Consider the following 21,078-nt stretch of genomic DNA (forward strand, 5'->3'; position numbering starts at 1 on the left):
AGATGCCCGGGAACCAGCATGCCTCGCGTACTGACCATCGAAGACGACGCCGTCACCGGCCAGGAAATCGTCGCCGAACTTACCAGCCACGGCCTGGAGGTGGATTGGGCCGACAATGGCCGTGAAGGCCTGGCCAAGGCCATTGCCGGCGGCTACGACCTGATCACCCTGGACCGCATGCTGCCCGAGGTCGACGGCCTGACCATCGTCACCACCCTGCGCAACCTCAAGATCGCTACGCCGATCCTGATGATCAGCGCCCTCTCCGACGTCGATGAGCGGGTGCGCGGCCTGCGTGCCGGCGGAGACGACTACCTGACCAAGCCGTTCGCCTCCGACGAAATGGCCGCGCGAGTCGAGGTATTGCTGCGCCGCAACAGCGTGCCCATGACCCAGACCCGCCTGCAGGTTGCCGATCTGGAGCTGGACCTGATCAGCCACGAAGCGCGCCGCGGTGACAATACCCTCAACCTGCTGCCCACCGAGTACAAGCTGCTGGAGTACCTGATGCGCCACAGCGGCCAGGTGATCACGCGGATGATGATTTTCGAGGAAGTCTGGGGCTATCACTTCGACCCGGGCACCAACCTGATCGACGTGCACATCGGCCGCCTGCGCAAGAAGATCGACTCCCCCGGCCAGTCGCCGCTGATCCGTACGGTACGGGGCTCCGGCTATGCCATTGCTGAACCCGTCTAAAGGCTGGAGCTCCTCTACCAGCCGCCTGCTGGCACTCTACAGCTTTCTGTTCGTGGCCTGGAGCAGCATCCTCATGGGGGTGCTGTATTTCGAGGTGTCCAGCTACCTGAGCAAACTCACCCGTCACTCCATGCTGCAGCGCCAGCACCTGTTCGCACACATGAGCGGCAAGCAGCTGGACGATGCCCTGATTGCCAGCCAGGCGTTCGAGGAGCGCAGCTTTGACGCCTACGGCCTGTTCGACCCTCAGCTCAACCCGATTGGCGGCAGCGTGCGGGCCTTGCCCCCAGAGCTCAGGCTGGACGGCAAGATCCATGAGTTGAAACGCTGCCTGGATGCCGACGACCCTCGCATGCCTCGCGACAGCTGCGACGCGGTGGCAATCAATGTACAGGATGGCCGGTGGCTGGTGCTGGTACGTGACAACGGCTCGCTGTTCGTGGTTACCCGGATCATCCTGCACGCCCTGCTCTGGGGCATCTCGCTGACCCTGATCCCGGGTTTTGCCGGTTGGTACTTGCTACGGCGCAGGCCGCTCAAGCGTATACGTGCGATCCAGGCCCAGGCCGAACTGATCGTCGCCGGCGACCTGACCCACCGCCTGCCTCTGTCGGCCCGCCGTGACGAACTGGACATGCTTGCGGCGATCGTCAATGCCATGCTCGACCGCATTGAACGGCTGATGCACGAGGTCAAGGGTGTGTGCGACAACATTGCCCATGACCTGCGCACACCGCTGACCCGCCTGCGCGCCCAGCTGTACCGTATTCGCCAGCAAAGCGACGTGGACTCTGCGCAAGCCGAAGCACTGGACCAGGCCATCGGCGAAACCGACACCTTGATGGCGCGCTTTCGCGGGTTGTTGCGCATCAGCGAGCTGGAAGACCGCCAGCGCCGCGCCGGCTTCGTCCAGCTTGACCCGCATGAGCTGCTGGTAGAGCTGCACGATTTTTACCTGCCATTGGCCGAGGATGGCGGCATTCACCTGCAGTTGCACCAACCTGCGCAGCTACCGGCACTGCACGGCGACCGCGAGCTGCTGTTCGAGGCCTTGGCGAATCTGGTGGGCAACGCGATCAAGTTCACGCCCGAGGGCGGTCGTGTGCGCATTGCCGCCACGCAGGATGACAACGGCGTGCACATGGCGATCGAGGATAGCGGGCCTGGAATTCCCGAAGCAGAGCGAACGGCTGTACTGAAACGGTTCTATCGCAGCGATGAAGGCCACCGCCATGCCGGCTTCGGGCTGGGGTTGTCGATCGTGGCGGCGATCGTCGACCTGCATGGGTTCGGGCTGGAGATTGGCGAAAGCGAATTGGGTGGGGCCAGGCTGGTATTGCACTGTCCGCTTGCGGGTCTAGGCAAATAAAAGCTGGGGCCGCGTTGCGGCCCTTCGCGGGCACGCCCGCTCCCACAGGTTGGCGCGACATTTCAAGTGTGCGCTATCCCTGCGGGGAGCGGGCGTGCCCGCGAAGGGCTGCACCGCAGCCCCAGTTACTTCAGTCAGCCAGACGCCAGGTAGTCGTGCCCTTGCTGTCTTCCAGCACCACCCCCATGGCAGTCAACTGGTCGCGAATGCGGTCGGACTCGGCCCAGTTCTTGTCCGCACGTGCCTGCAGGCGAGCCTGGATCAAGCCCTCGACTTCAGCCGCATCGACCTTGCCTTCGGCACCGGCACGCAGGAAGTCATCGGCCTCCAGTTGCAGCACACCCAGCACATCCCCCAGCTCGCGCAGTCTACCGGCCAGGCCGGCAGCCGCTTCCGGGTCGCTGTCACGCAGGCGGTTGATCTCGCGCACCAGGTCGAACAGAACGGCACAGGCTTCGGGGGTACCGAAGTCGTCGTTCATCGCCACGCTGAAACGCTCGACAAAGGCTTCGCCACCCTTGGCCGCCACCCGTGGCAGACCGCGCAGGGCGTGGTAGAAGCGCTCCAACGCACCCTTGGCGTCACGCAGGCTGTCTTCCGAGTAGTTGATCGCGCTGCGGTAGTGGCTGGCCACCAGCAGGTAGCGCACCACCTCCGGATGGTACTTCTCGAGCACGTCGCGGATGGTGAAGAAGTTGTTCAACGACTTGGACATCTTCTCGCCGTTGATACGGATCATGCCGCAATGCATCCAGGCGTTGGCGTACTGCTTGCCAGTGGCCGCCTCGCTTTGGGCAATCTCGTTCTCGTGGTGCGGGAACTCCAGGTCGCTGCCGCCGCCGTGAATGTCGAAGCTCTCGCCCAGGCAGCAGGTGGACATCACCGAGCACTCGATGTGCCAGCCCGGGCGACCCGGGCCCCATGGCGATTCCCAGCTCGGCTCGCCCGGCTTGACGCCCTTCCACAGGACGAAGTCGAGCGGGTCCTGCTTGGCTTCGTCGACCTCGATGCGTGCACCGATACGCAGGTCTTCGATCTTCTTGCGCGACAGCTTGCCGTAACCGACGAACTTGCCGACGCGGTAGTACACGTCGCCATTGCCTGGCGCGTAGGCGTACCCCTTGTCGATCAGGGTCTGGATCATCGCGTGCATGCCGGCGATATGGTCGGTGGCACGCGGTTCCTGGTCCGGCGGCAGGATGTTCAGGCGGCGTTCGTCTTCGTGCATCGCGTCGATCATGCGGGCGGTCAAGGCGTCGAAACTTTCGCCGTTCTCGTTGGCCCGGTTGATGATCTTGTCATCGATGTCGGTGATGTTGCGCACGTAGGTCAGCTCATAGCCGCTCTTGCGCAGCCAGCGGGTGACCAGGTCGAAGGCCACCATGCTGCGGCCATGACCCAGGTGGCAGTAGTCGTACACGGTCATGCCGCACACGTACATGCGCACCTTGTTGCCATCCAGCGGCTTGAAGGTTTCCTTCGCTTTGCTCAGGGTGTTGTAGATGGTAAGCACGGCGGTTCCTCAGCTGCCCCAGGAGTCACGCAGGGTGACAGTGCGGTTGAACACCGGGCGGCCCGGCTGGCTGTCTTTCAGGTCGGCGCAGAAGTAGCCTTCGCGCTCGAACTGGAAGCGGTCCTCGGGCTGCGCCTGGGCCAGCGACGGCTCGGCACGGCAACCGCTGAGCACTTGCAGCGAAGCAGGGTTGATGTTGTCCAGGAAGCTGCCGCCCTCCTCGGTCTTTTCCGGGTTCGGCGAGCGGAACAGGCGGTCGTACAGGCGCACTTCGCACTCGACGCTGCCCTCGGCCGGCACCCAGTGGATCACGCCCTTGACCTTGCGGCCTTCAGGGTTCTTGCCCAGGGTGTCCGGGTCGTACGAGCAACGCAGTTCGACGATATTGCCATCGGCATCCTTGATCGCTTCGTCAGCACGAATCACGTAGCTGCCGCGCAGGCGCACTTCACCGGCCGGTTCCAGGCGCTTGTAGCCCTTCGGCGGTTCTTCCATGAAGTCGTCGCGGTCGATGTACAGCTCGCGGGAGAACGGCAGTACACGCACGCCCATGTCTTCCTTCGGGTGGCGTGGCAGCTCAAGCTGCTCGACCTGGCCTTCCGGGTAGTTGGTGATGACCACTTTCAGCGGGCGCAGCACGCACATGGCGCGTGGCGCGGTGCGGTCCAGATCGTCACGGATGCTGAACTCGAGCATCGACATGTCGACCACACCGTCGGAACGGTTGGTGCCGATCATTTCGCAGAAGTTGCGGATCGAAGCCGGCGTATAGCCACGGCGACGGAAGCCGGACAAGGTCGACATGCGTGGATCGTCCCAGGCGTCGACGTGCTTCTCGTCCACAAGCTGCTTGAGCTTGCGCTTGGAGGTGATGGTGTAGTTCAGGTTCAGGCGGCTGAACTCGTACTGGCGCGGGTGTGCCGGCACCGGCAGGTTGTCGAGGAACCAGTCGTACAGCGGACGATGCCCTTCGAACTCCAGGGTGCAGATCGAGTGGGTAATGCCCTCGATGGCATCCGACTGGCCGTGGGTGAAGTCGTAGTTGGGGTAGATGCACCACTTGTCGCCGGTCTGGTGGTGGTGGGCATGGCGAATGCGGTACAGGATAGGGTCGCGCAGGTTCATGTTTGGCGAGGCCATGTCGATCTTGGCCCGCAGCACACGCTCGCCGTCCTTGAACTCGCCGGCCTTCATGCGGGCGAACAGGTCGAGGTTTTCTTCCACGCTGCGCTCGCGGAACGGGCTGTTCTTGCCCGGCTCCTTGAGGTTGCCGCGGTACTCCTTGGCTTGTTCAGGGGTGAGGTCGCAGACATAGGCCTTGCCACGCTTGATCAGCTCGACCGCCCAGTCGTGCAACTGGTCGAAGTAGTCGGAGGCATAGCGCACGTCGCCGCCCCACTCGAAGCCCAGCCATTTGACATCGCTCTGGATGGCGTCGATGTACTCCTGGTCTTCCTTGGCCGGGTTGGTATCGTCGAAACGCAGGTGGCAGACGCCGCCGAACTCCTTGGCCAGGCCGAAGTTGACGCAGATCGACTTGGCGTGGCCGATGTGCAGGTAACCATTGGGCTCCGGCGGGAAACGGGTGACGATGCTGCTGTGCTTGCCCGAGTCCAGGTCGGCCTGGATGATCGGCCGCAGGAAGTTCGCAGGGACAGCGGGGGCGCCTTTGGCAGCGGCGTTGGGCGCGTTGTCGGCAGTGGGCTTGCTCATAGGATCCTTGAATGCGTGTGTCCAGCCTGGGTAGGCCGATTGAATCAAAGGGCCTATCATAGCCGAAGCAGTCAAGCTGCTGACAGCCGCGCCCGGACAAACTGATGTGATTTATCACGGCTTTTTGCCGCAGCCTGGCAAAATGGCCAGTGCGCGCCATGTGTCGCGATCGCCTGATCCTGCGTCTGGTGATAACCCGCGCCCTGCGCACCCTAATTTCTGATTGCCTTGAAAGAGCGAGTTTCAGCATGTCCAAAGTCAAACTGAGCACCAACCACGGCGACATCGTCCTGCAACTGGACGCCGAGAAAGCGCCGCTGACTACCGAAAACTTCGTTCAGTACGTCAAGGATGGCCACTACGATGGCACCGTATTCCACCGTGTGATCAAAGGCTTCATGATTCAGGGCGGCGGCTTCGAAGCCGGCATGAACCAGAAGAAAACCCGCGCCAGCATCCAGAACGAAGCCGACAACGGCCTGAAGAACAAGAAGTACAGCATCGCCATGGCCCGCACCATGGAGCCGCACTCTGCCTCGGCGCAGTTCTTCATCAACGCCTCCGACAACGACTTCCTCAACCACAGCGGCAAGAACGTGCAAGGCTGGGGCTATGCCGTATTCGGCGAAGTGATCGAAGGCCGTGAAGTGGTCGACGCCATCGAAAAGGTCGCCACCGGTTCCAAAGCTGGCCACCAGGACGTACCGGCAGACGACGTGATCATCGAGAAAGCCGAGATCATTGAGTGATTCTGCTGATCTCTGATCTGCACCTGCAAGAAGAACGCCCGGATATTTCCCGGGCGTTTCTTGATCTGCTCGATGGCCGCGCCCGGCACGCCAAGGCCCTGTACATCCTTGGTGACTTCTTCGAAGCGTGGATTGGCGACGATGCCATGACGCCCTTCCAGCAGTCGATCTGCCAGGCCATGCGCCGGCTGAGCGACAGTGGTACGGCCATCTACCTGATGCATGGCAACCGTGACTTCCTGATTGGCCAGGCCTTTTGCGAGGCGGCGGGCTGCACGCTGTTGAACGACCCCAGTGTGATCGAACTGGGCGGTGAACAGGTGCTGCTGATGCACGGCGACACCCTGTGCACCCGCGACCTGGGCTACATGAAGATGCGCCGCCTGCTGCGCAATCCGCTGAGCTTGTGGATCCTGCGCCACCTGCCGCTGTCGGCCCGCTACCGGCTGGCGCGCAAGCTGCGCAATGAAAGCCGTACACAAACGCGGATGAAGTCCACCGAAATCGTCGACGTCACGCCAGAAGAAGTACCCAAGGTGATGGCGGCGCATGGCGTGCGCACCCTGGTGCATGGCCATACCCATCGGCCGGCGATTCACAAGCTGGTGGTCGACGGGCAACCGGCACGGCGTATCGTACTGGGCGACTGGGATCGCCGCGGTTGGGCCTTGCAGGTTGACGAACAGGGCTTTCAGCTGGCGCCGTTCGAGTTTTCCTGACATTACAGGGGCTCGCGGGCAAGCCCGCAGGCCCCTGTAGGAGCCGGTTTACCCGCGAATGGGCCGGCGCAGGCTGACGCCTCAGGGCTGGCTGACTACCGCCCCTTTGTCCCGCTCACTGATCACCACTTCCCGATACTCCGGGTCTGCCTTGATCTGCGCCTCGGTAAACGGAATCACCGCCAGTTGCTTGGCCGCAAATGCCTTGGTCTGATCACTGGCATGCGCCGAAGCCTTCTCACTCGACTGGGAGAACGCCAGCAGGCCACGGGCTTCTGGCCCCTTGTCGGTGAAGCTGACCAGTTGCAGGTAGCTGGTGCCACTCACCACCAGCCGCTTGCCCTGCCCGTGCGGCACGCTGTAGATCGCGTTGTACACCCCGAGCGCCTGCGGGCCACCCGGTACCGGCGTGCCATCAAGGGCCTGTTGCACCTGCCCCCAACGGGCATTCCGGGCAACGCCACTTTCACTGACCTGCTTGAGCGACACCAGTGCTGCCTGATGTACCCGCTTGCTCACCGCCGCCTGCTCGACAGCCAGGCCGCGTGGGGTGTGTTGCGGGTCGGCCGGATTGAATGCCACTCGCCAGCTTTCCGGGTCCTCAGCCAGCGTATTGAAGAGGTTCTGGAAGTGCACCAGGCCCATACCACTGTCGAGGTCGGCCTTGCCGTTCCAGGCGGCCAGGCTGCTGCACACTGGCTGCACCTCTGCACTGGCACCCTCGCACCATTGCAGCAGGTCTGGCAACACCAGGCTGGCCAGGTACACCTCGTCATCGGTGACCATGCGCTGCAGTTCATCTACCCCTAGCCGGGCTTTGCCTTGCAGGCGCTGCAGGGCAAAGCGACCACGCATGCCCAGCGGCTGGTCACTGCGGCTGACCAGTGGAGAATAGCCAGTCAGCGGCTGCGCCGGGTTGGCCATCCAGGCCGGGTCGTTGGAGTTCTGCACGAAGTCTTCACGCTCCAGGCTTGGCAGTAGCCGCGCCGGGAAGATGCCCGGTTGCGCAGCCTGCGCGTCAACCTTCCACTGGCATGCACTGCGCGAGCCATCCAGCACCACCAGGCGCCCTTGCGCCTGCGGGTTGCTGCAGGCATCCAGCAGTTGCTGGTCGACATAGGGCACGACCGACTGGTTCAGGTACAAAGCCCGCCCCCCTTCGTCCACGGCCAGCGTGTTGACCCACGGGATACCCTGCAACTGTTCGACCGAACCCTTCAATGCCGCCAGGCTGTCGGCACGGTTGATCTGGTACCACTGCTGCAACACCCGTGTGTTTTCAAGGTTGGCGTCTCGCAAGCTGTAAGCCGCCTGCGCATTCCAGTCCAGGTGACCTGGCCATTGCACCACAGGGCCGAACTGCGAACTGTAGACCTGCCGCTCAATCTGGCTCAGGCTGCCATCCGCAGCCTTGGCCATAACACGGATGGTTTGCCGGGCCATCGGCAGCGACTTGCCATCGAGCATATAGCGGGTCGGGTCTTTGGGGTCGAGTTGCAGGCGGTAGAGCGTGAAGTGCTTGGAGGTGTCCACGGTGTGCGTCCACGCCAGGTGCTTGTTGAAACCGATGTTGACGACCGGCAGGCCTGGTAGCGCCGCCCCCATCACATCGAGCTGGCCGGGAATGGTCAGGTGCATCTGGTAGAAGCGCATGCCGCCCATCCACGGGAAGTGGGGGTTGGCCAGCAACAGGCCGCGGCCATTGGCTGAGCGCTGCGCACCTACTGCCACCGCATTGCTGCCGCGCTCCGAAGCGAACCGCGCCTGCCGGGCCAAAGCGGTGGCAAAGTCCGCTGACGATTGCTGGCTGGTCAGCGTTGGCGGTTGCGCCCCCGCCAACGCCTCGACGAACTGCCCGACACCGCCCTCGGCCAGCAAACGGCGGGTCAGCTTGACCAGATCCTGGCTGCTGATGGGCCGCACCCACTCACCGTCGCCACACTCGGCAGGCAGCCCTTGACGACGGCGCTCGGCCAACGCCCGGTTGTAGCCGCTGGCATAGCCCGCCAGCAATGCCTGCACCGGCGCGGGTTGCGCCTGCAGGAAGGCATCGACCGCCGCTGGGCTGTTGAGCCAGGTGAAGAACAGGTCACTGGCCAGGTTGTCACGCTGCTCCAGGGTCTTGCCCTTGGTGCCGAAAAAGCGTGAGCGCTCACCGTTCACGGTCAGCACTTCATTGGCAAGCAGGCATAGGTTGTCCTGGGCGTAGGCATAGCCGACGCCATAGCCCAGGCCACGCTCATCCTTGGCCACGATATGCGGTACGCCGTAACGGGTGTGGCGGATCTGGGCAGTGGCATCGGCTATCGCGGGCTGGGCCTGCACGCCGACGCTGAAGGCCACCAGGGCAGCGGCCAGGCCGGCGCAAGTCATGGGACGGCAAAGTGGAAACACGGGCACTCCTCGGGTTCGGGGGTCATCCCGATCAGACGAATGGCCAGATGAATATTTTACGTATTACAAGGCGACGGAACGTCTTGATGAGAAACAGGCATTTTTTTCACGAATGGGTTGCAGTTTTTGCGTGCTCATTCGTCCTAGTAAGTGAGCCACCCACATTTCGGGTTCGTCCACGAAAAGGAGCATTCGCATGTACAACCCGCAAACCTCGATCCAGGCCGGGCACGCCCCAGGCAAAGCGTCCAAGGGACAGGACGTATTTGCTGAAGAACGTGTCGGCAACGAACAGATCCGCGAGCTGTTGCGCACCTTCGGCCTGCGCACCAGCCTGATCCGCCTCAAGGTTATCGACGCCTTGCACGCCGCCGACCGCAATGGCCGCAGCATTGGCGTGCGCGGGGTGCACGCACAACTGGAACAACTGGATATCCCGCTGTCGTTCCTCAGTGTGCGCGAAGTGCTCAAGCGCCTGTGCACCGAAGGCGTCATACAACTGGGTAGCGACAAATGCTACAGGCTCAACCCCCAGGCGCGCGCCGTGCTGGAGCAAACACCGTCGCGCTGAGCGCATGGCCGGCCATGCCTGGCCGGCCCGCGCAGATCAGGGCTTGACCTTGCGCCGCAGAATGCCGTTGATCACCACGACCACCACGGCAATGGCGATGGCCAGCATCTGGAAGGTCTGCTCACTGATCGTGCCCTGCTTCTGCAGGTGGGACAGGCCCAGCATCAGGCCCAGTACCACCAGGATGATCAGAAGTGAATATTTGAGGCGCTGCACGTGTGTCATCGAATGTTCCTTGCAACATCAGGGGCAAATGGCTCGCAACGAGCCGCGGCAATGATACAACGGTCACCGCCCCCGGCGCTGGATTTCCTGCTGGGTGGGGTGACGTCAGCCTGAAAGCATGGGGCTCCCTAGCACCCACGCCGGAGGCACCATGTACAAACCCCTGTTGTTCGCATCGCTGTTACTGACCCCGCTCTCCCTTCATGCACTGGACACCCAGCAGACGCCGGCCGAACACCTGCTCGAACTGGGCCGCGAGTTGGCCACCCATGCCGGTGCCAGCCAATGGCAACAACTGTGGCAACGCGTACGCCAGGCCGGCTACCTGCAGACCGATGCTGCACCGGTACATTTCAGCGTGCCCACAGCCCGCTTGCCCGACCTGGCCCGACTGACACTGGCACAGGCCGACCAGGCACAGCCACTGCGTCAGACCCAGGTACTGTACCGCCGCCACTTTGTCGACCAGGTCATCGGCCAGCGCAACGGCCAGCCGTTGCACGCGCTGTGCCTGCTGGTCGATTGGCGCACGTTGCCGCCGGGCATGCGCGATACCCCTCAAGCCTATCTGGGTAGCGCCAGCTTGCTGAGCAGTTATCCGTGCGATTGAGGGGTGCCGCACCCACTCCACATCATCGGAAGTGACCCGACAGGAAACCAAGCGGCACAGCCAAATATCGGCGCCATTTCCTACAGAGCCAGATATCGCTGCCTGCAAATCCTGTTCACCGAAGCTACAACCCCCAACCCCTATGCCGCCTAGCGACGCGCCTCGGCTGTCGCACAGAATTTGCTCACACCTTCGACATAACGCCGCGGGTGATCGGGTCGCACATCCCATCCACCCCGAAGGAGCGCCATATGCAAATGCCAGATTTGAGCCAGATCGATATCAGCCAACTGCCCCACTCACTGCAGGCCCTGATCGACTGTATCGGCATCGAAAACGCCTACCAACTGACCTGCGCCTACGGCGGCAGGCCCAAGTACATACCCAAGCACCGCGAGCGCACCAAGCTCGCCGACGTGCTGCCGGCCGAAGCGCTCGACGCACTGATCAAGCGCTTTGCCGGGGTCGCCTTGGAGATCCCCAAGGCTGACCACTTTCTGCGTCAACTGCGCAACCAGCAGATTCAGAAGGAGAGCGCCAACGGACTGTCCCGCAGCCTGCTGGCCAACAAGTACGGCCTGAGCCTGCGGCAGATCGGCAACATCCGGCGCCAGGAGCTTTGCACGCGCTGACGCCCGAACACCGTAGCTGCCATTCGCGGCTGCCTTACCCCTACATAGAGCGAGCTTTCCGATATGTCGTTAGATAACAGCCTTATAGGCTCCGTCATCAATGCCCTGCCGATGGACCGCATGATCGCCGGTCCCTTGCAGGCCATGGTCCAGGCGCAGGTAACCGCCAGTAAATCGTACGCCGACTTCCTGATGCAGGTATGCGTCCAGGATGGCAAGGCAGTCGCCATCCAGTTCGACTACGACGAAACCATCGTCGATGAACAGGGCGAGTACAAAGGCGTGGTCAGCAAGACCATGAAAGTGCCGCTGATGGCGGCCATTACCCACCCCAACATTTCCATCGAAGAGGGTAATGTAGCGTTCGAGCTGGTTATCAACCAGATGTCGGAAGATGTTTCCAGCAAGGACATGAATGCAGAAGCTAGCGGCTCACTCGGATGGGGGCCGTTCAGGCTGAACGTGAAAGGCAGCGTAAGCCACAAATCCACGCAAACCCGCAAAACAGATACTCGCGCCCGCTATGCCTTCAACACGACCCTGAAGCGTCAGGAACCGCCCGAAGCGATGATGAGGGTAATCGAGTTCCTCACTGACGCCGCGACAAAGCCAACCGTTGTCCGAACCGCCGAACTGCAATGCCCGGACGAAATCTCCCAGGCGGATACCTTGAAACGGCCCGCGCCTGCAAACCTGCCGACCCCGTAAACCGCTGGTGCTTGACCCGATTGCCCCTCCTGCCGGTTTTGGGAGGGGCACACCCTGGCCTGAGGAGTCGAATCTTTGCAAAAGCCCCCCGCCCCCATGACCTCCATTGACCTGCGTGAAATTACCCGTGGCCTGCAAGAAGCCGCCAGTGCCACCAACAGCCTGATTGCCCAGCAGTACATCAACCTGTTCGACCAGTTTTTCGAGTGCGACACCGAAGCACTGGGCGCCCCCATGAAAGCCAAGATGGTCGAGGTGGCCATGGATGGGCAGCACATCATGCGCGTCCCCTTGTTTGCGCTGGTGTCACCGAAAGGACTGGCCCTGGAGCGCATGCAGGTCGACCTGTCGGTAAGGGTCAAAGGCACCGAGGCGCAGCAGGCACTGCTGACCGCAAGCGAGAGCAAGGCCGCGAGCTTCAAGGTCACCATTGGTGGCCAAGGCCGTCAGGGCGAAAACCGCGACCCGGACGAAGTGCAGATCCGCATGCAGTTTCAGGCAAGCGAACCGCCAGAGGCCTTGAACCGGTTGATCGAGGAATACACCAACCTGATCGTCCCGGTACGCGCCACCCCCCCACCGCCCTCACCCGGCACCAACGAGTTCATCGAGGCGGCCACCGTCCGTTGATGGCCGCCACGCTGCGGGCCTAGAAGTCGCGCTTGTAGAAGATGTCCAGTGAGCTTGCCAGCCCGCTGGCGGCCTCGAGGTAGACCCTCTTGCTCAGCTTGTAGCGCAACGCGATCGTGTTGGCCGGTTCGAACACCCCCACCCCGTAACGAAGGCTCAGCTTCTCAGTGATGTTACCGCTGGCGACCACGCTGGTGCTGTTGCCAGAACCTTCGGTATCCAGCTGAAAGTCGTCGATCCCCAGACTCGAAGCCAGGCTGCCGGTAATGCCGGCGCTCCCGGCAAGGCCCAGGCCCAGCGCCGCTTCGGCGAGCATGTTGTTATCCTCGCCGGTATTGCCCAATGGCCGCCCCAATACCAGGTACGAAAGCGCCTGTTCCTGGCTCATGGCCGGCTCCGAGAACACTTGGGTCGTCGGCTGCTCGGCGCTGCCGCTCAGGCGAATGCCGGCAATCACGTCGTCGACCCTGCGGATCGCTTCGATGTCCAGGTACGGCTGGTCGATCGGACCGGCGAACAGCAGGCGCGCCCGGCGTATGGTGAGGCGCTGGCCGTAGGCGCGGTAGCGGCCGTCTGCCAGGCTCAGTTCGCCACGGGTATCGAGGTTGTCGCCGATGTGCACATGGCCAAGCAGGTTGGCGGTAAGTCCAAAGCCGCTGAACGACAGCTTGTCGCGACCCACTTCGACATCGATGTCCATGGCCATTGCCATGGGTGGCTTGCCTTCCTCGGTCTGGTGACCGACGATTACCGTGTCATCCGACACCTTGACCGTGGACGGCGGCAGCTCACGTACAGTGATCTTGCCCTTGGGCACCTGCACCTTGCCGGTCACCGACAGCTTGTCATCGATCAGGCGCAAGGTCAGGTCCGGGGCAACTTCCAGCGTGGCGTAGGGCTCTACCGCGACCGGCAGTTGCTGGCCTTGCAGACGCACGTCCATGCCCAGTGCCTGCCCCCAGGTGAGGTTGCCGCTCAACTGGCCACGTCCCGCCTCGCCACTGCGCCAGTTACCGGTGAGCTGGACTTGCTCGCCGGCAATCAGCGCCTGCAGTGACAGGTCCTGAAGGCTGGCCGGCAGCTCGGCACCACTGACTTCGCCACCGCTGAGCACCAGGTTGCCGTTGACCTGAGGTGCCAGCAAGGTGCCTGAAAGCCGACCACTGCCATTGAGCTGCCCGGCCAGGCGTTCGACCATGGGCACGAACGGGCGGGCCACCGACAGGTCCAGACCGGCCAAGCGGAAATCACCCGACAACGGTTTGTTCTTGCCCAGCGGATCGAGCCGGGCGTTGACGTTCAGCTCACCCAGGCGCTCACCGCGAAACGCCAGGCGCGTATCGATGCGCCGCGGTGCCAGCGTGCTGTCCAGGCGCAGGGCCTGGTAAGGGAAATCGATCCAGCGGCCTTTGTCGCGCACACGCAGGGTGCCGCCACTGGCATCGACAACGACAGTGCCCTTGGGGCCGCTGGCCGGGATGTCCAGATTGATATCGGCGTTGAGCAGGCCTTGCCAGGCAAAGTCCTTCGGCAGCCACTGGGCCAGGCTGCCCAGCGGGAACTGCTTGAGGTGGTAGCGCAGGCGCGGTTCGGGGGCCAGCCGCTGGTCGTCGCCACACAGGCTTGCCTGGCCGGAGCGCCAGCAGTGGGCCCCGAAGTCGAGCTGGCCGCTGGCCAGCCGCTGCAGGCGTGCAGGCGCCTGCAACTGCCAGTCCTGGCCGCCGGCCTGGATTCGGCCACTGGCCAGGCGCCCGCGCCAGTCACCTTTGTTCAACTGGCCATCCAGGCCAAGGTCTAGCTTAAGCTGCGGGCCGTCCAGCGCCAGGGTCAAGGCCTGCTGGCGAATGTCGCCTTTGCCGTTGGCCTGCAACGTGCCCAAGGCTGTGTCACCCAGGTGGATACCGGTTGCCTTGAGCTCGACTACACCGCGCTGGACGCTGTCCAGGCGCGCATCCAGGTCCAGCTGCTGCAGGCGGTTTTCGGCCTGGGCCAAGCGCTGACCCTGCAGGGTCAGCGTACCTTGCGGGGCCTGCAAGGTGCCGGCGACATCCAGCCGGCCCTTGACCCGGCCTTGCAACCTTGGCCACAGCTGGCCCAGGCGCGGCAAGTCAAGGTCGACTCGCCCAGCCAGGCGCTGTTGCAAGCTGCCACTGCCGTTGATGCGGTTGTCACCCAACTGGATGGCCAGTGTGCCCAGGGTCCAGTTTTGCCCCGCCCCCTGGGCCTCGGCCTTGAGCATGGCTGGCTGACCACGCAGGCGGCCTTTGAGGTCAAGCTGGGCATCGAGGGTAAGCGCATCGCCTTTCAGTTCGCCTTTGCTGCGCAGTGGCCCCGCCAGGGTGCCCGGCAGTTCGGCCAGCCAATACGCCGGATCGAGCGCGGAGAGCTGCAGGTCGACATCCCAGGCCAGGGTGTCGGCAAAACGTACGGCGACACTGCCGGCTGCCTTGCCCTGGCCGGCGGTCAGCGCCAATTGCGGCAGTTTCACCTGGGTGAGGTCACCTTCGAACGGGCTGGCGATGCTGAACGCTCCCGCCGGGCCGTCCAGGTCGCCTGTGAAGGTGCCCTGGTAATTGCCATCGCGATAATGCACCTGGGTATTGAAGCGCTTGAGGTTGACTTCGGGGGGAGTCTCCAGTGGGTACAGACGCAACCACGGGAAGTCCTGCCAGTCCAGCTGCGCATCGGCGCTCAGGCCTTGCTGCCAGTCAGCCGTGGCTTGCAGCTTGACCCGTTGGCTGTCGCTGGCGGTCAGGTCCAGGGCATCGAGCCTGGCGCCTTTGCTGTCGACCAGACCGGACAGGACCAAGGCGATCGGTGACTGCTCGGCCGGCAGGCTGGCCCTGCCAGACAGTTGATAGCCATCGAGCAGATCGCCCTTGGCATCGAGCTCAAGCGCGTTCAATTGCAAGGTGTCAGGCAACGCACCAGCCGGTTTGAACGCCTCGGAACGGATGCGCAAGGTCGCCGGCAGGTGCTCGGCCAATGCCTGCAACTGCCCGCTCAATGTGGCATCGAGGTAACCGCTGCTGGTGCCGGCGAGTTCCAACGTCTTCTGCAGTTGGCCATTGGCTGTCAGTGCCAGTTGCCAGGGTTTTTCGTCTACCGTAGGCAACTGCAACTGCGCCTGCAGTTGCACCGGCCAGTCGCCTTCGGGTTGCAGGTCGCCCTGCAGGTTCAATTGCAGGTCGTCGCGCAGCAGCCGCAGGCTGTCGATGCGTATCCCGCTGTGGGTCCAGTGCGCAGCCAGTTGCAAGTCGCCAAGCAGGTCACTGCCATCCAGGCGCAACTGCCCGACCTTCACCTCGCCCAGTTCGATGGCCAGCGGCAAGCGCAGGGTCGGCAATTCCAGCGGGGCGCTCTCGGCCGGTTCGGTGCTTGGCGCAAAGGCCATGTCAATGCGGTCTGCCTGCAACCGGTCAATGCACAAGGTAGCGCGCAGCAAACAAGCCGGCGACCAGGCCAGCAACGGCGCTTGTAACTCTACCTTGCTGCCGGCGTCGGCCCAGCTCAGCCGGCTGGCCTGCCAACTGCCCGCCAGGCGCCCCTGGAAGTCGGCCACTTCAAGCCCGGGCACCTTGCCCAGTGCCCAGCGGCTGCCGGCCTGGGTACCCAGCAGCAGGCCGAGCACCAGGCCCACGCTCGCGACGCCCCCAAGCAGGCCCAGCACACTATATTTGATTACGCGTTTCACAGCTCGGGCCCCATGGAAAAGTGCAGGCGAATGCCCCCTTCGTCATCCAGCGCCTTGGCCAGGTCCAGGCGCAACGGCCCGACCGGCGATACCCAGCGTACACCAAAGCCGACGCCGGTCTTGAGGCTGGGCAGTTCCAGGTCGTTGAACGAGTTACCTTGGTCGACGAAGGTCGCGACGCGCCATTTTTCGGTCAGCGAATACTGGTACTCGACACTCCCTGCCACCAGGTAGCGCCCGCCAATACGGTCACCGTCGCTGTTCTTCGGGGAAAGGGTCTGGTAGTCGTAACCGCGCACACTCTGGTCGCCACCCGCGAAGAAACGCAGCGACGGCGGAATGTTGTTCTTGAAGCCATTGGTCGCACTGCCGCCAAACTGTACGCGCCCGAGAAAGCGGTGGTTGTGGCCGAGCGTGGTCAGGCCTTTGAGCAATACGTTGCCGTGTAGCAGGTTGGTGTCGGACACCAGCCCTTCCTTGGCAACTTGAACATCGAACTGCAAGCGATAGCCGTTGTGTGGGTCGATGCGGTTGTCACTGCGCAGGAAGGAATAGCTGGCACCCGGCATCAACAGGTTGCTCAAACCGGAGTCGTCACCCAGGCGATATTCTTCACGTTGGTACTTGAGCGAAATCACCCGCTGCCAGCCACTGGGCAACTTGCTGTGCCACTCAGGACCGACCGTCAACAGCTTGCTGAGCGTGTCGGTGCCGGCAAGCTCCTCGTTCTGGTAGCCACCAGCAAAGCGCAGCTTGTCGGTCAGCGGCGGGTCGAGCGGAATGTCGTACCACAGGCCGACGTTCTGGCGCGGTGCCGACAGTTCGGTTTCCCAGCCATAGCTGTGGCCTTGCGGGTTGACCCAGTGGCGGGTCCAGTTGGCCTTGCCGCGTGGCCCGACGTCGGTCGAGAAGCCCAGGCCAAGGCCCATGGTGCGTGGTTTACGGGTTTGCAGGTGAACATCCACCGGGATGTCTTCGCCCACAGCAGCAGTGGGCGCCGCATCCACGCGCACGCCTTCGAAATAGCCGCTCGATTGCAGGTCGTTGTTCAGTTCCGCGATCAATTCCGAGTCGTAGGGAGTGCCCGGCTTGAACGAAACCATGCGCTGCAGCAGGTCCTCGTCCAGCGGCGTGTCGCCACCGAAGGTGACGGCGCCCAGGCGATAACGCGGGCCACTCTGGTAGACCAGGTCGATATCGGCCACACCGGCTTGCGGGTCGACAGCCAGACGCTGACTAGTGAAGCGCCCACTGAAGAAGCCATAGCGCGACGCCTGGTTCTGGATCAACCGCTTGGCATCCTCGTAATGGCCGTGATTGAGTTGTTCACCCGCCCGCAGCGCCTTGCTGCCAGGCACGCGGAAGGCTTTCATCTCGCTGGCTGGGCCCTCGATGCGCACGGTAACGTTGCGCAGGCGAATCGGTTCGCCCGGGTTGATGCTGATAATCAGTTGTGGGGGATGGTCTGCGTCGCTGGCGGGCTTGACCTCGGTATCGATCTGCGCCTGATAGTAGCCGAGTGCCTGTGCCGCTTTGCGCGCCTGCTCCTCTGCCCCGCGACTGAAGCGCAAAAGTGCTTCTTCGTCGCGGTCACCCAAAGTGCCGATATAGCCTTCGACATTGGCCTTGAGCGCCTTGTTGGCTGGCTTCACCTTCACCAACAACTCGCTCTGGCCCCATGCTGCGAAACTGGCGACCCAGAAAACCAGGCCCCAGGTCAATCTTCCTGAATACGTCATGCGGCGCATGCTACCAGAGCCAGGCGCTCAAGGGAGCCGCCTGGCGGCCTGTTCAGGTAAATGCGGGTTTTGACGAGACTGGATTAGGATGAAAGAACACCCTCTCCCGGATCGGCCCTACAGCTACTTCACCAATTTCCTCATAACCCTGACGCTGGTAAAAAGCCAGGTAGTGCTCGTTACCAGTGTCCAGCACCACACCTTGGGTGCCTGGGTCTTCCGCGCACCAGTCGTGCACGGCTTGTAACAATTGCTCGCCGTAGTGCTTGCCCTGAAATTGCGGATGCACCCCCAGCAACGGCAGCATATGTACCTGGTCAGTGGGCAGGCAGGCGGCCAACGCGGCCTGGTAATCCATGTAGCGCCGCGTACAGCGCAGGCCGGTCCCCAGCATCATGCGCAGGCGCCAGGCCCAGCTGTCGGCCACGCCCAGCCGGCGCAGCGGCGGCACGATCAGGGCCAGGGCAATCAGGCGGTCCTCGACCAACAGGCCGATGGCGGGCAGTTGCAGGTAGAAGTGCTGGCGTACCCATTCACGCACCATCACCCGCAGGCGCCGCTCATACCCCGGGCGCTGGGCTTCGAAGAGATAGGCGAAGGTGGGCTCGTGGCGGTAGGCGTTGTACAACAGCGAACGCGCCTCGCGGCTGTAACCATCATCGAGCAGGCAGACACGGGCCGGGGCGGCTGTGGTTTCGGGCATTACGGGCAGACCTCCTGGAATGGGCATACTGTGCCTTGGAGGTGCCCCTGCGCGCTTCGTTCACCCCCAACAGCACGTTAGCAGCAGGCTCGCCTGGCCGCCATGCTGGTGATGAAGGTCGATGTCGGCTAGCATCGCGCCTTTTACCGGGATTGTCTTTCCATGAAGATCGTCTGTTTCAACATCAACGGCCTGCGGGCCCGCCCGCATCAGCTGGCGGCGCTGATCGAAAAGCACCAGCCGGACGTGATCGGCCTGCAGGAAACCAAGGTCAGCGACGATCAGTTCCCGCTGGCCGACGTGCAGGCTCTGGGTTACCACGTGCACTATCACGGCCAGAAGGGCCACTACGGCGTGGCCCTTCTGTCGCGCCAGGCGCCGCTGAGCCTGCACAAGGGCTTTGCCACCGACGAAGAAGACGCCCAGCGCCGCTTCATCTGGGGCACCTTCGCCGATGCCGACGGCAACCCGATCACCATCATGAACGGCTATTTCCCCCAGGGCGAGAGCCGCGACCACCCCACCAAGTTCCCGGCCAAGCAGCGCTTCTACAGCGACCTGCAGGCACTGCTGGAAAGCCAGTTCCGCAACGACCATCCAGTGCTGGTGATGGGCGACATGAACATCTCGCCGCAAGACTGTGATATCGGCATCGGCCCGGACAACGCCAAACGCTGGCTGAAGACCGGCAAGTGCAGCTTCCTGCCGGAAGAGCGTGAGTGGATGGAACGCTTGAAAGGCTGGGGGTTGGTAGACAGCTTCCGCCATCTGTACCCAGACGTGACCGACCGCTTCAGCTGGTTCGACTACCGAAGCCGCGGCTTCGAGGACGAGCCCAAGCGCGGCCTGCGCATCGACCTGATCATGGCCTCACAGCCGCTGGTGCCGCGCATCAAGGCAGCGGGGGTGGACTATGAACTGCGCGGGATGGAAAAGCCGTCGGACCATGCGCCGATCTGGTTGGAGTTGAGCTGACTCTGGTGACGGGCCCAAGGTGCATGCCTTGGGCCCACACTTACAACCCCAGCCTCAACGCCTCCCCTACCCCCGCCCCACGCACATCGTCCGCTGCGCTGACCAAGGCAAAGTTATAAGCCCCATGCGACCAGTACCGCGCTTCCAGCTGGCCATCGACCCGCTGCCCGTCCGGCATGCGCCGATAAAGGTCGCCCGGCGAGCGCAGGAACAGGCTGATGCGCTGGCCCTTGCCATCCTCGAACACCAGTAATGCAGCCGGCCCTTGTTCGTTGCTGAGCAAGCGCGCACCCACCGGCTTGAAACCGTAGCCCGCCAGGTCCGGTAACTGGCCCACCCGGCTGAAATAGCGCCCCAGCCAATCGCGTAACTGCCCAGGATCACTGGCCTGGATATCCAGTGTTTCACTGCCGGCGAACAAACGATGCGCCTGAACAGCGTCAGCCATGGGCAGGTCGGCTCGTGCCAGGGTTGCATCGCGCACTTGCCAGCCACCCAAGCCCCCCACACCCAACGCCAGCATCACCACCGCCGCCGCAGCCCAGCGCCGCTGCCGACGCTGGCGCAATTGCCGACGCAACTGGCCAAGGTCCAACTGCGCTGCACCGGGCAGCTCGCCCAATCCCGCCAGTGCCGTACGCAGCCGCCGGGCATCGGCGCGCCAGCCTTCCACCCGTTCCGCAGCCTGCGGGTTGGCCGCCAGCCAGGCCTGCACCTCGCCCCGGCGCACAGGTTCCAGGCGCTCATCGACGTAAGCGTGCAATTCATCATCGGTGGGGATCAGGCGCGTCATTTCAGTCTCCGCAAGGCCGGGGGCTGGGGGTTGCCCTCGGTCAGTTCGCGCAAGGCATTGCGCGCGCGCGAAAGGCGCGACATCACAGTGCCGATGGGGATGCCCAAGGCCTGGGCGGCCTCCTTGTAACTCAAGCCCTCGATGCTGACCAGCAACAACAAGGCACGCTGCTCCGCCGATAGCCGGGCAAAGGCCTGCAGGTCGGCCTGGGCCAGGACGATGGCTTCGATGTTGTCACCAGCCGGCTCTTCGTCGCGCTCGTTACGGCCGAACCAGGACAACCAGCGCGCATGCAAGCGCTCACGGCGCTTACCGTCGAGGAACTGTCGATAAAGGATGGTGAACAGCCAGGCACGCAGGGCATCGGCGTCCCGTTGCTGGTCGCGGCGGCTCAGGGCCCGCTCGACCGTCGCCTGCACCAGGTCGTCGGCGCTGCCCGGCTCGCGGGTCAGCCACACGGCAAAGCGGCGCAGGCGGGCCAGCAGCTCGCGCCACTGGTGGTCGTCCAAATCGTGCATGGTCAGGTACCGGCCTCTGGGGTTGTCAGTGTAAAGGGCAGACGCCTGTGAACAAATTCTATTCCCGATGAGGGAATAACTTTTTCCCTGCCCCGTCGTACTGGCACCTTCACTGAACCGGACA

19 protein-coding genes are annotated in these 21,078 nt (G+C 63.3%); 10 read left to right on the top strand and 9 right to left on the bottom strand.

The window, feature by feature from the left end; all coding sequences use genetic code 11:
* The first annotated feature begins 18 nt into the window (after nucleotides 1–18).
* On the top strand, nucleotides 19–699 hold the full coding sequence (locus tag ACF8GF_RS17580; RefSeq protein WP_176684618.1) for a response regulator transcription factor: 681 nt from the start codon (nucleotides 19–21) through the stop codon (nucleotides 697–699).
* Nucleotides 677–2,068, top strand: a complete 1,392-nt coding sequence (locus ACF8GF_RS17585) for a HAMP domain-containing sensor histidine kinase (RefSeq protein WP_176684619.1) — start codon at nucleotides 677–679, stop codon at nucleotides 2,066–2,068. The genes ACF8GF_RS17580 and ACF8GF_RS17585 overlap by 23 nt, the downstream gene beginning before the upstream one ends.
* Nucleotides 2,069–2,198: 130 nt before the next feature.
* Here ACF8GF_RS17585 and cysS read toward each other — a convergent pair whose 3' ends face one another.
* Both cysS and ACF8GF_RS17595 read right to left on the bottom strand, forming a co-directional pair.
* Nucleotides 2,199–3,581, bottom strand: coding sequence for a cysteine--tRNA ligase (cysS, locus tag ACF8GF_RS17590; RefSeq protein WP_103444506.1), 1,383 nt, complete (start codon nucleotides 3,579–3,581; stop codon nucleotides 2,199–2,201).
* A gap of 9 nt (nucleotides 3,582–3,590) precedes the next feature.
* Complete coding sequence (locus ACF8GF_RS17595) at nucleotides 3,591–5,294, bottom strand: glutamine--tRNA ligase/YqeY domain fusion protein (protein WP_010953806.1); 1,704 nt, start codon at nucleotides 5,292–5,294, stop codon at nucleotides 3,591–3,593.
* Nucleotides 5,295–5,542: 248 nt separating this feature from the next.
* Here ACF8GF_RS17595 and ACF8GF_RS17600 point away from each other — a divergent pair, with 248 nt between their 5' ends.
* Complete coding sequence (locus ACF8GF_RS17600) at nucleotides 5,543–6,043, top strand: peptidylprolyl isomerase (protein ID WP_176684620.1); 501 nt, start codon at nucleotides 5,543–5,545, stop codon at nucleotides 6,041–6,043.
* Nucleotides 6,040–6,762 carry a UDP-2,3-diacylglucosamine diphosphatase gene (locus tag ACF8GF_RS17605; RefSeq protein ID WP_176684621.1) on the top strand — a complete coding sequence of 241 codons (723 nt, stop codon included), beginning with the start codon at nucleotides 6,040–6,042 and terminating at the stop codon, nucleotides 6,760–6,762. The genes ACF8GF_RS17600 and ACF8GF_RS17605 overlap by 4 nt, the downstream gene beginning before the upstream one ends.
* An 81-nt stretch (nucleotides 6,763–6,843) precedes the next feature.
* On the opposite strand, the gene ACF8GF_RS17610 is transcribed toward ACF8GF_RS17605, so the two are convergent.
* On the bottom strand, nucleotides 6,844–9,156 hold the full coding sequence (locus tag ACF8GF_RS17610; protein WP_392488262.1) for an acylase: 2,313 nt from the start codon (nucleotides 9,154–9,156) through the stop codon (nucleotides 6,844–6,846).
* Between the two features lie 196 nt (nucleotides 9,157–9,352).
* Between ACF8GF_RS17610 and ACF8GF_RS17615 the strand changes: the two genes are divergently transcribed.
* Complete coding sequence (locus tag ACF8GF_RS17615; protein ID WP_176684623.1) at nucleotides 9,353–9,727, top strand: fe2+ zn2+ uptake regulation protein; 375 nt, start codon at nucleotides 9,353–9,355, stop codon at nucleotides 9,725–9,727.
* A gap of 36 nt (nucleotides 9,728–9,763) precedes the next feature.
* Here the strand turns inward: ACF8GF_RS17615 and ACF8GF_RS17620 are convergent, their stop codons facing one another.
* Nucleotides 9,764–9,952 carry a hypothetical protein gene (locus ACF8GF_RS17620; RefSeq protein ID WP_003248064.1) on the bottom strand — a complete coding sequence of 63 codons (189 nt, stop codon included), beginning with the start codon at nucleotides 9,950–9,952 and terminating at the stop codon, nucleotides 9,764–9,766.
* A gap of 151 nt (nucleotides 9,953–10,103) precedes the next feature.
* On the opposite strand from ACF8GF_RS17620, the gene ACF8GF_RS17625 reads away from it, so the two are divergent.
* The 4 genes from ACF8GF_RS17625 to ACF8GF_RS17640 all read left to right on the top strand — a co-directional run bounded on the left by ACF8GF_RS17625 (nucleotide 10,104) and on the right by ACF8GF_RS17640 (nucleotide 12,532).
* Nucleotides 10,104–10,562, top strand: a complete 459-nt coding sequence (locus ACF8GF_RS17625; protein WP_392488263.1) for a hypothetical protein — start codon at nucleotides 10,104–10,106, stop codon at nucleotides 10,560–10,562.
* Between the two features lie 251 nt (nucleotides 10,563–10,813).
* Nucleotides 10,814–11,194: a Mor transcription activator family protein gene (locus ACF8GF_RS17630; protein ID WP_003248057.1), complete on the top strand. Its 381-nt coding sequence runs from the start codon at nucleotides 10,814–10,816 to the stop codon at nucleotides 11,192–11,194.
* A gap of 63 nt (nucleotides 11,195–11,257) precedes the next feature.
* On the top strand, nucleotides 11,258–11,902 hold the full coding sequence (locus ACF8GF_RS17635) for a DUF2589 domain-containing protein (RefSeq protein WP_176684625.1): 645 nt from the start codon (nucleotides 11,258–11,260) through the stop codon (nucleotides 11,900–11,902).
* Between the two features lie 75 nt (nucleotides 11,903–11,977).
* Nucleotides 11,978–12,532: a DUF2589 domain-containing protein gene (locus ACF8GF_RS17640; RefSeq protein ID WP_392488264.1), complete on the top strand. Its 555-nt coding sequence runs from the start codon at nucleotides 11,978–11,980 to the stop codon at nucleotides 12,530–12,532.
* A gap of 19 nt (nucleotides 12,533–12,551) precedes the next feature.
* Here the strand turns inward: ACF8GF_RS17640 and ACF8GF_RS17645 are convergent, their stop codons facing one another.
* Genes ACF8GF_RS17645 through ACF8GF_RS17655 form a run of 3 tightly spaced genes read right to left on the bottom strand, consistent with a single transcriptional unit; the run spans nucleotide 12,552 to nucleotide 18,668 of the window.
* Complete coding sequence (locus ACF8GF_RS17645) at nucleotides 12,552–16,226, bottom strand: translocation/assembly module TamB domain-containing protein (protein WP_392461052.1); 3,675 nt, start codon at nucleotides 16,224–16,226, stop codon at nucleotides 12,552–12,554.
* Complete coding sequence (locus ACF8GF_RS17650; RefSeq protein WP_339443143.1) at nucleotides 16,223–17,965, bottom strand: autotransporter assembly complex family protein; 1,743 nt, start codon at nucleotides 17,963–17,965, stop codon at nucleotides 16,223–16,225. Before ACF8GF_RS17650 ends, ACF8GF_RS17645 begins: the two co-directional genes overlap by 4 nt.
* Nucleotides 17,966–18,017: 52 nt before the next feature.
* Nucleotides 18,018–18,668: an N-acetyltransferase gene (locus ACF8GF_RS17655; RefSeq protein WP_176684628.1), complete on the bottom strand. Its 651-nt coding sequence runs from the start codon at nucleotides 18,666–18,668 to the stop codon at nucleotides 18,018–18,020.
* 162 nt (nucleotides 18,669–18,830) lie between these two features.
* On the opposite strand from ACF8GF_RS17655, the gene xthA reads away from it, so the two are divergent.
* Entirely contained in the window at nucleotides 18,831–19,643 is an 813-nt protein-coding gene (gene xthA, locus ACF8GF_RS17660) for an exodeoxyribonuclease III (RefSeq protein ID WP_176684629.1), read from the top strand.
* A gap of 40 nt (nucleotides 19,644–19,683) precedes the next feature.
* Here xthA and ACF8GF_RS17665 read toward each other — a convergent pair whose 3' ends face one another.
* Nucleotides 19,684–20,436, bottom strand: a complete 753-nt coding sequence (locus ACF8GF_RS17665; RefSeq protein ID WP_392488265.1) for an anti-sigma factor family protein — start codon at nucleotides 20,434–20,436, stop codon at nucleotides 19,684–19,686.
* Nucleotides 20,433–20,954 (bottom strand): sigma-70 family RNA polymerase sigma factor, encoded by a 522-nt coding sequence (locus ACF8GF_RS17670; RefSeq protein ID WP_021782377.1) that lies wholly within the window; start codon nucleotides 20,952–20,954, stop codon nucleotides 20,433–20,435. Before ACF8GF_RS17670 ends, ACF8GF_RS17665 begins: the two co-directional genes overlap by 4 nt.
* Between the last annotated feature and the right edge of the window lie 124 nt (nucleotides 20,955–21,078).

It is taken from the genome of Pseudomonas sp. yb_5 (assembly GCF_043103865.1).
GTDB classification, from domain to species: Bacteria; Pseudomonadota; Gammaproteobacteria; order Pseudomonadales; family Pseudomonadaceae; genus Aquipseudomonas; species Aquipseudomonas putida_Y.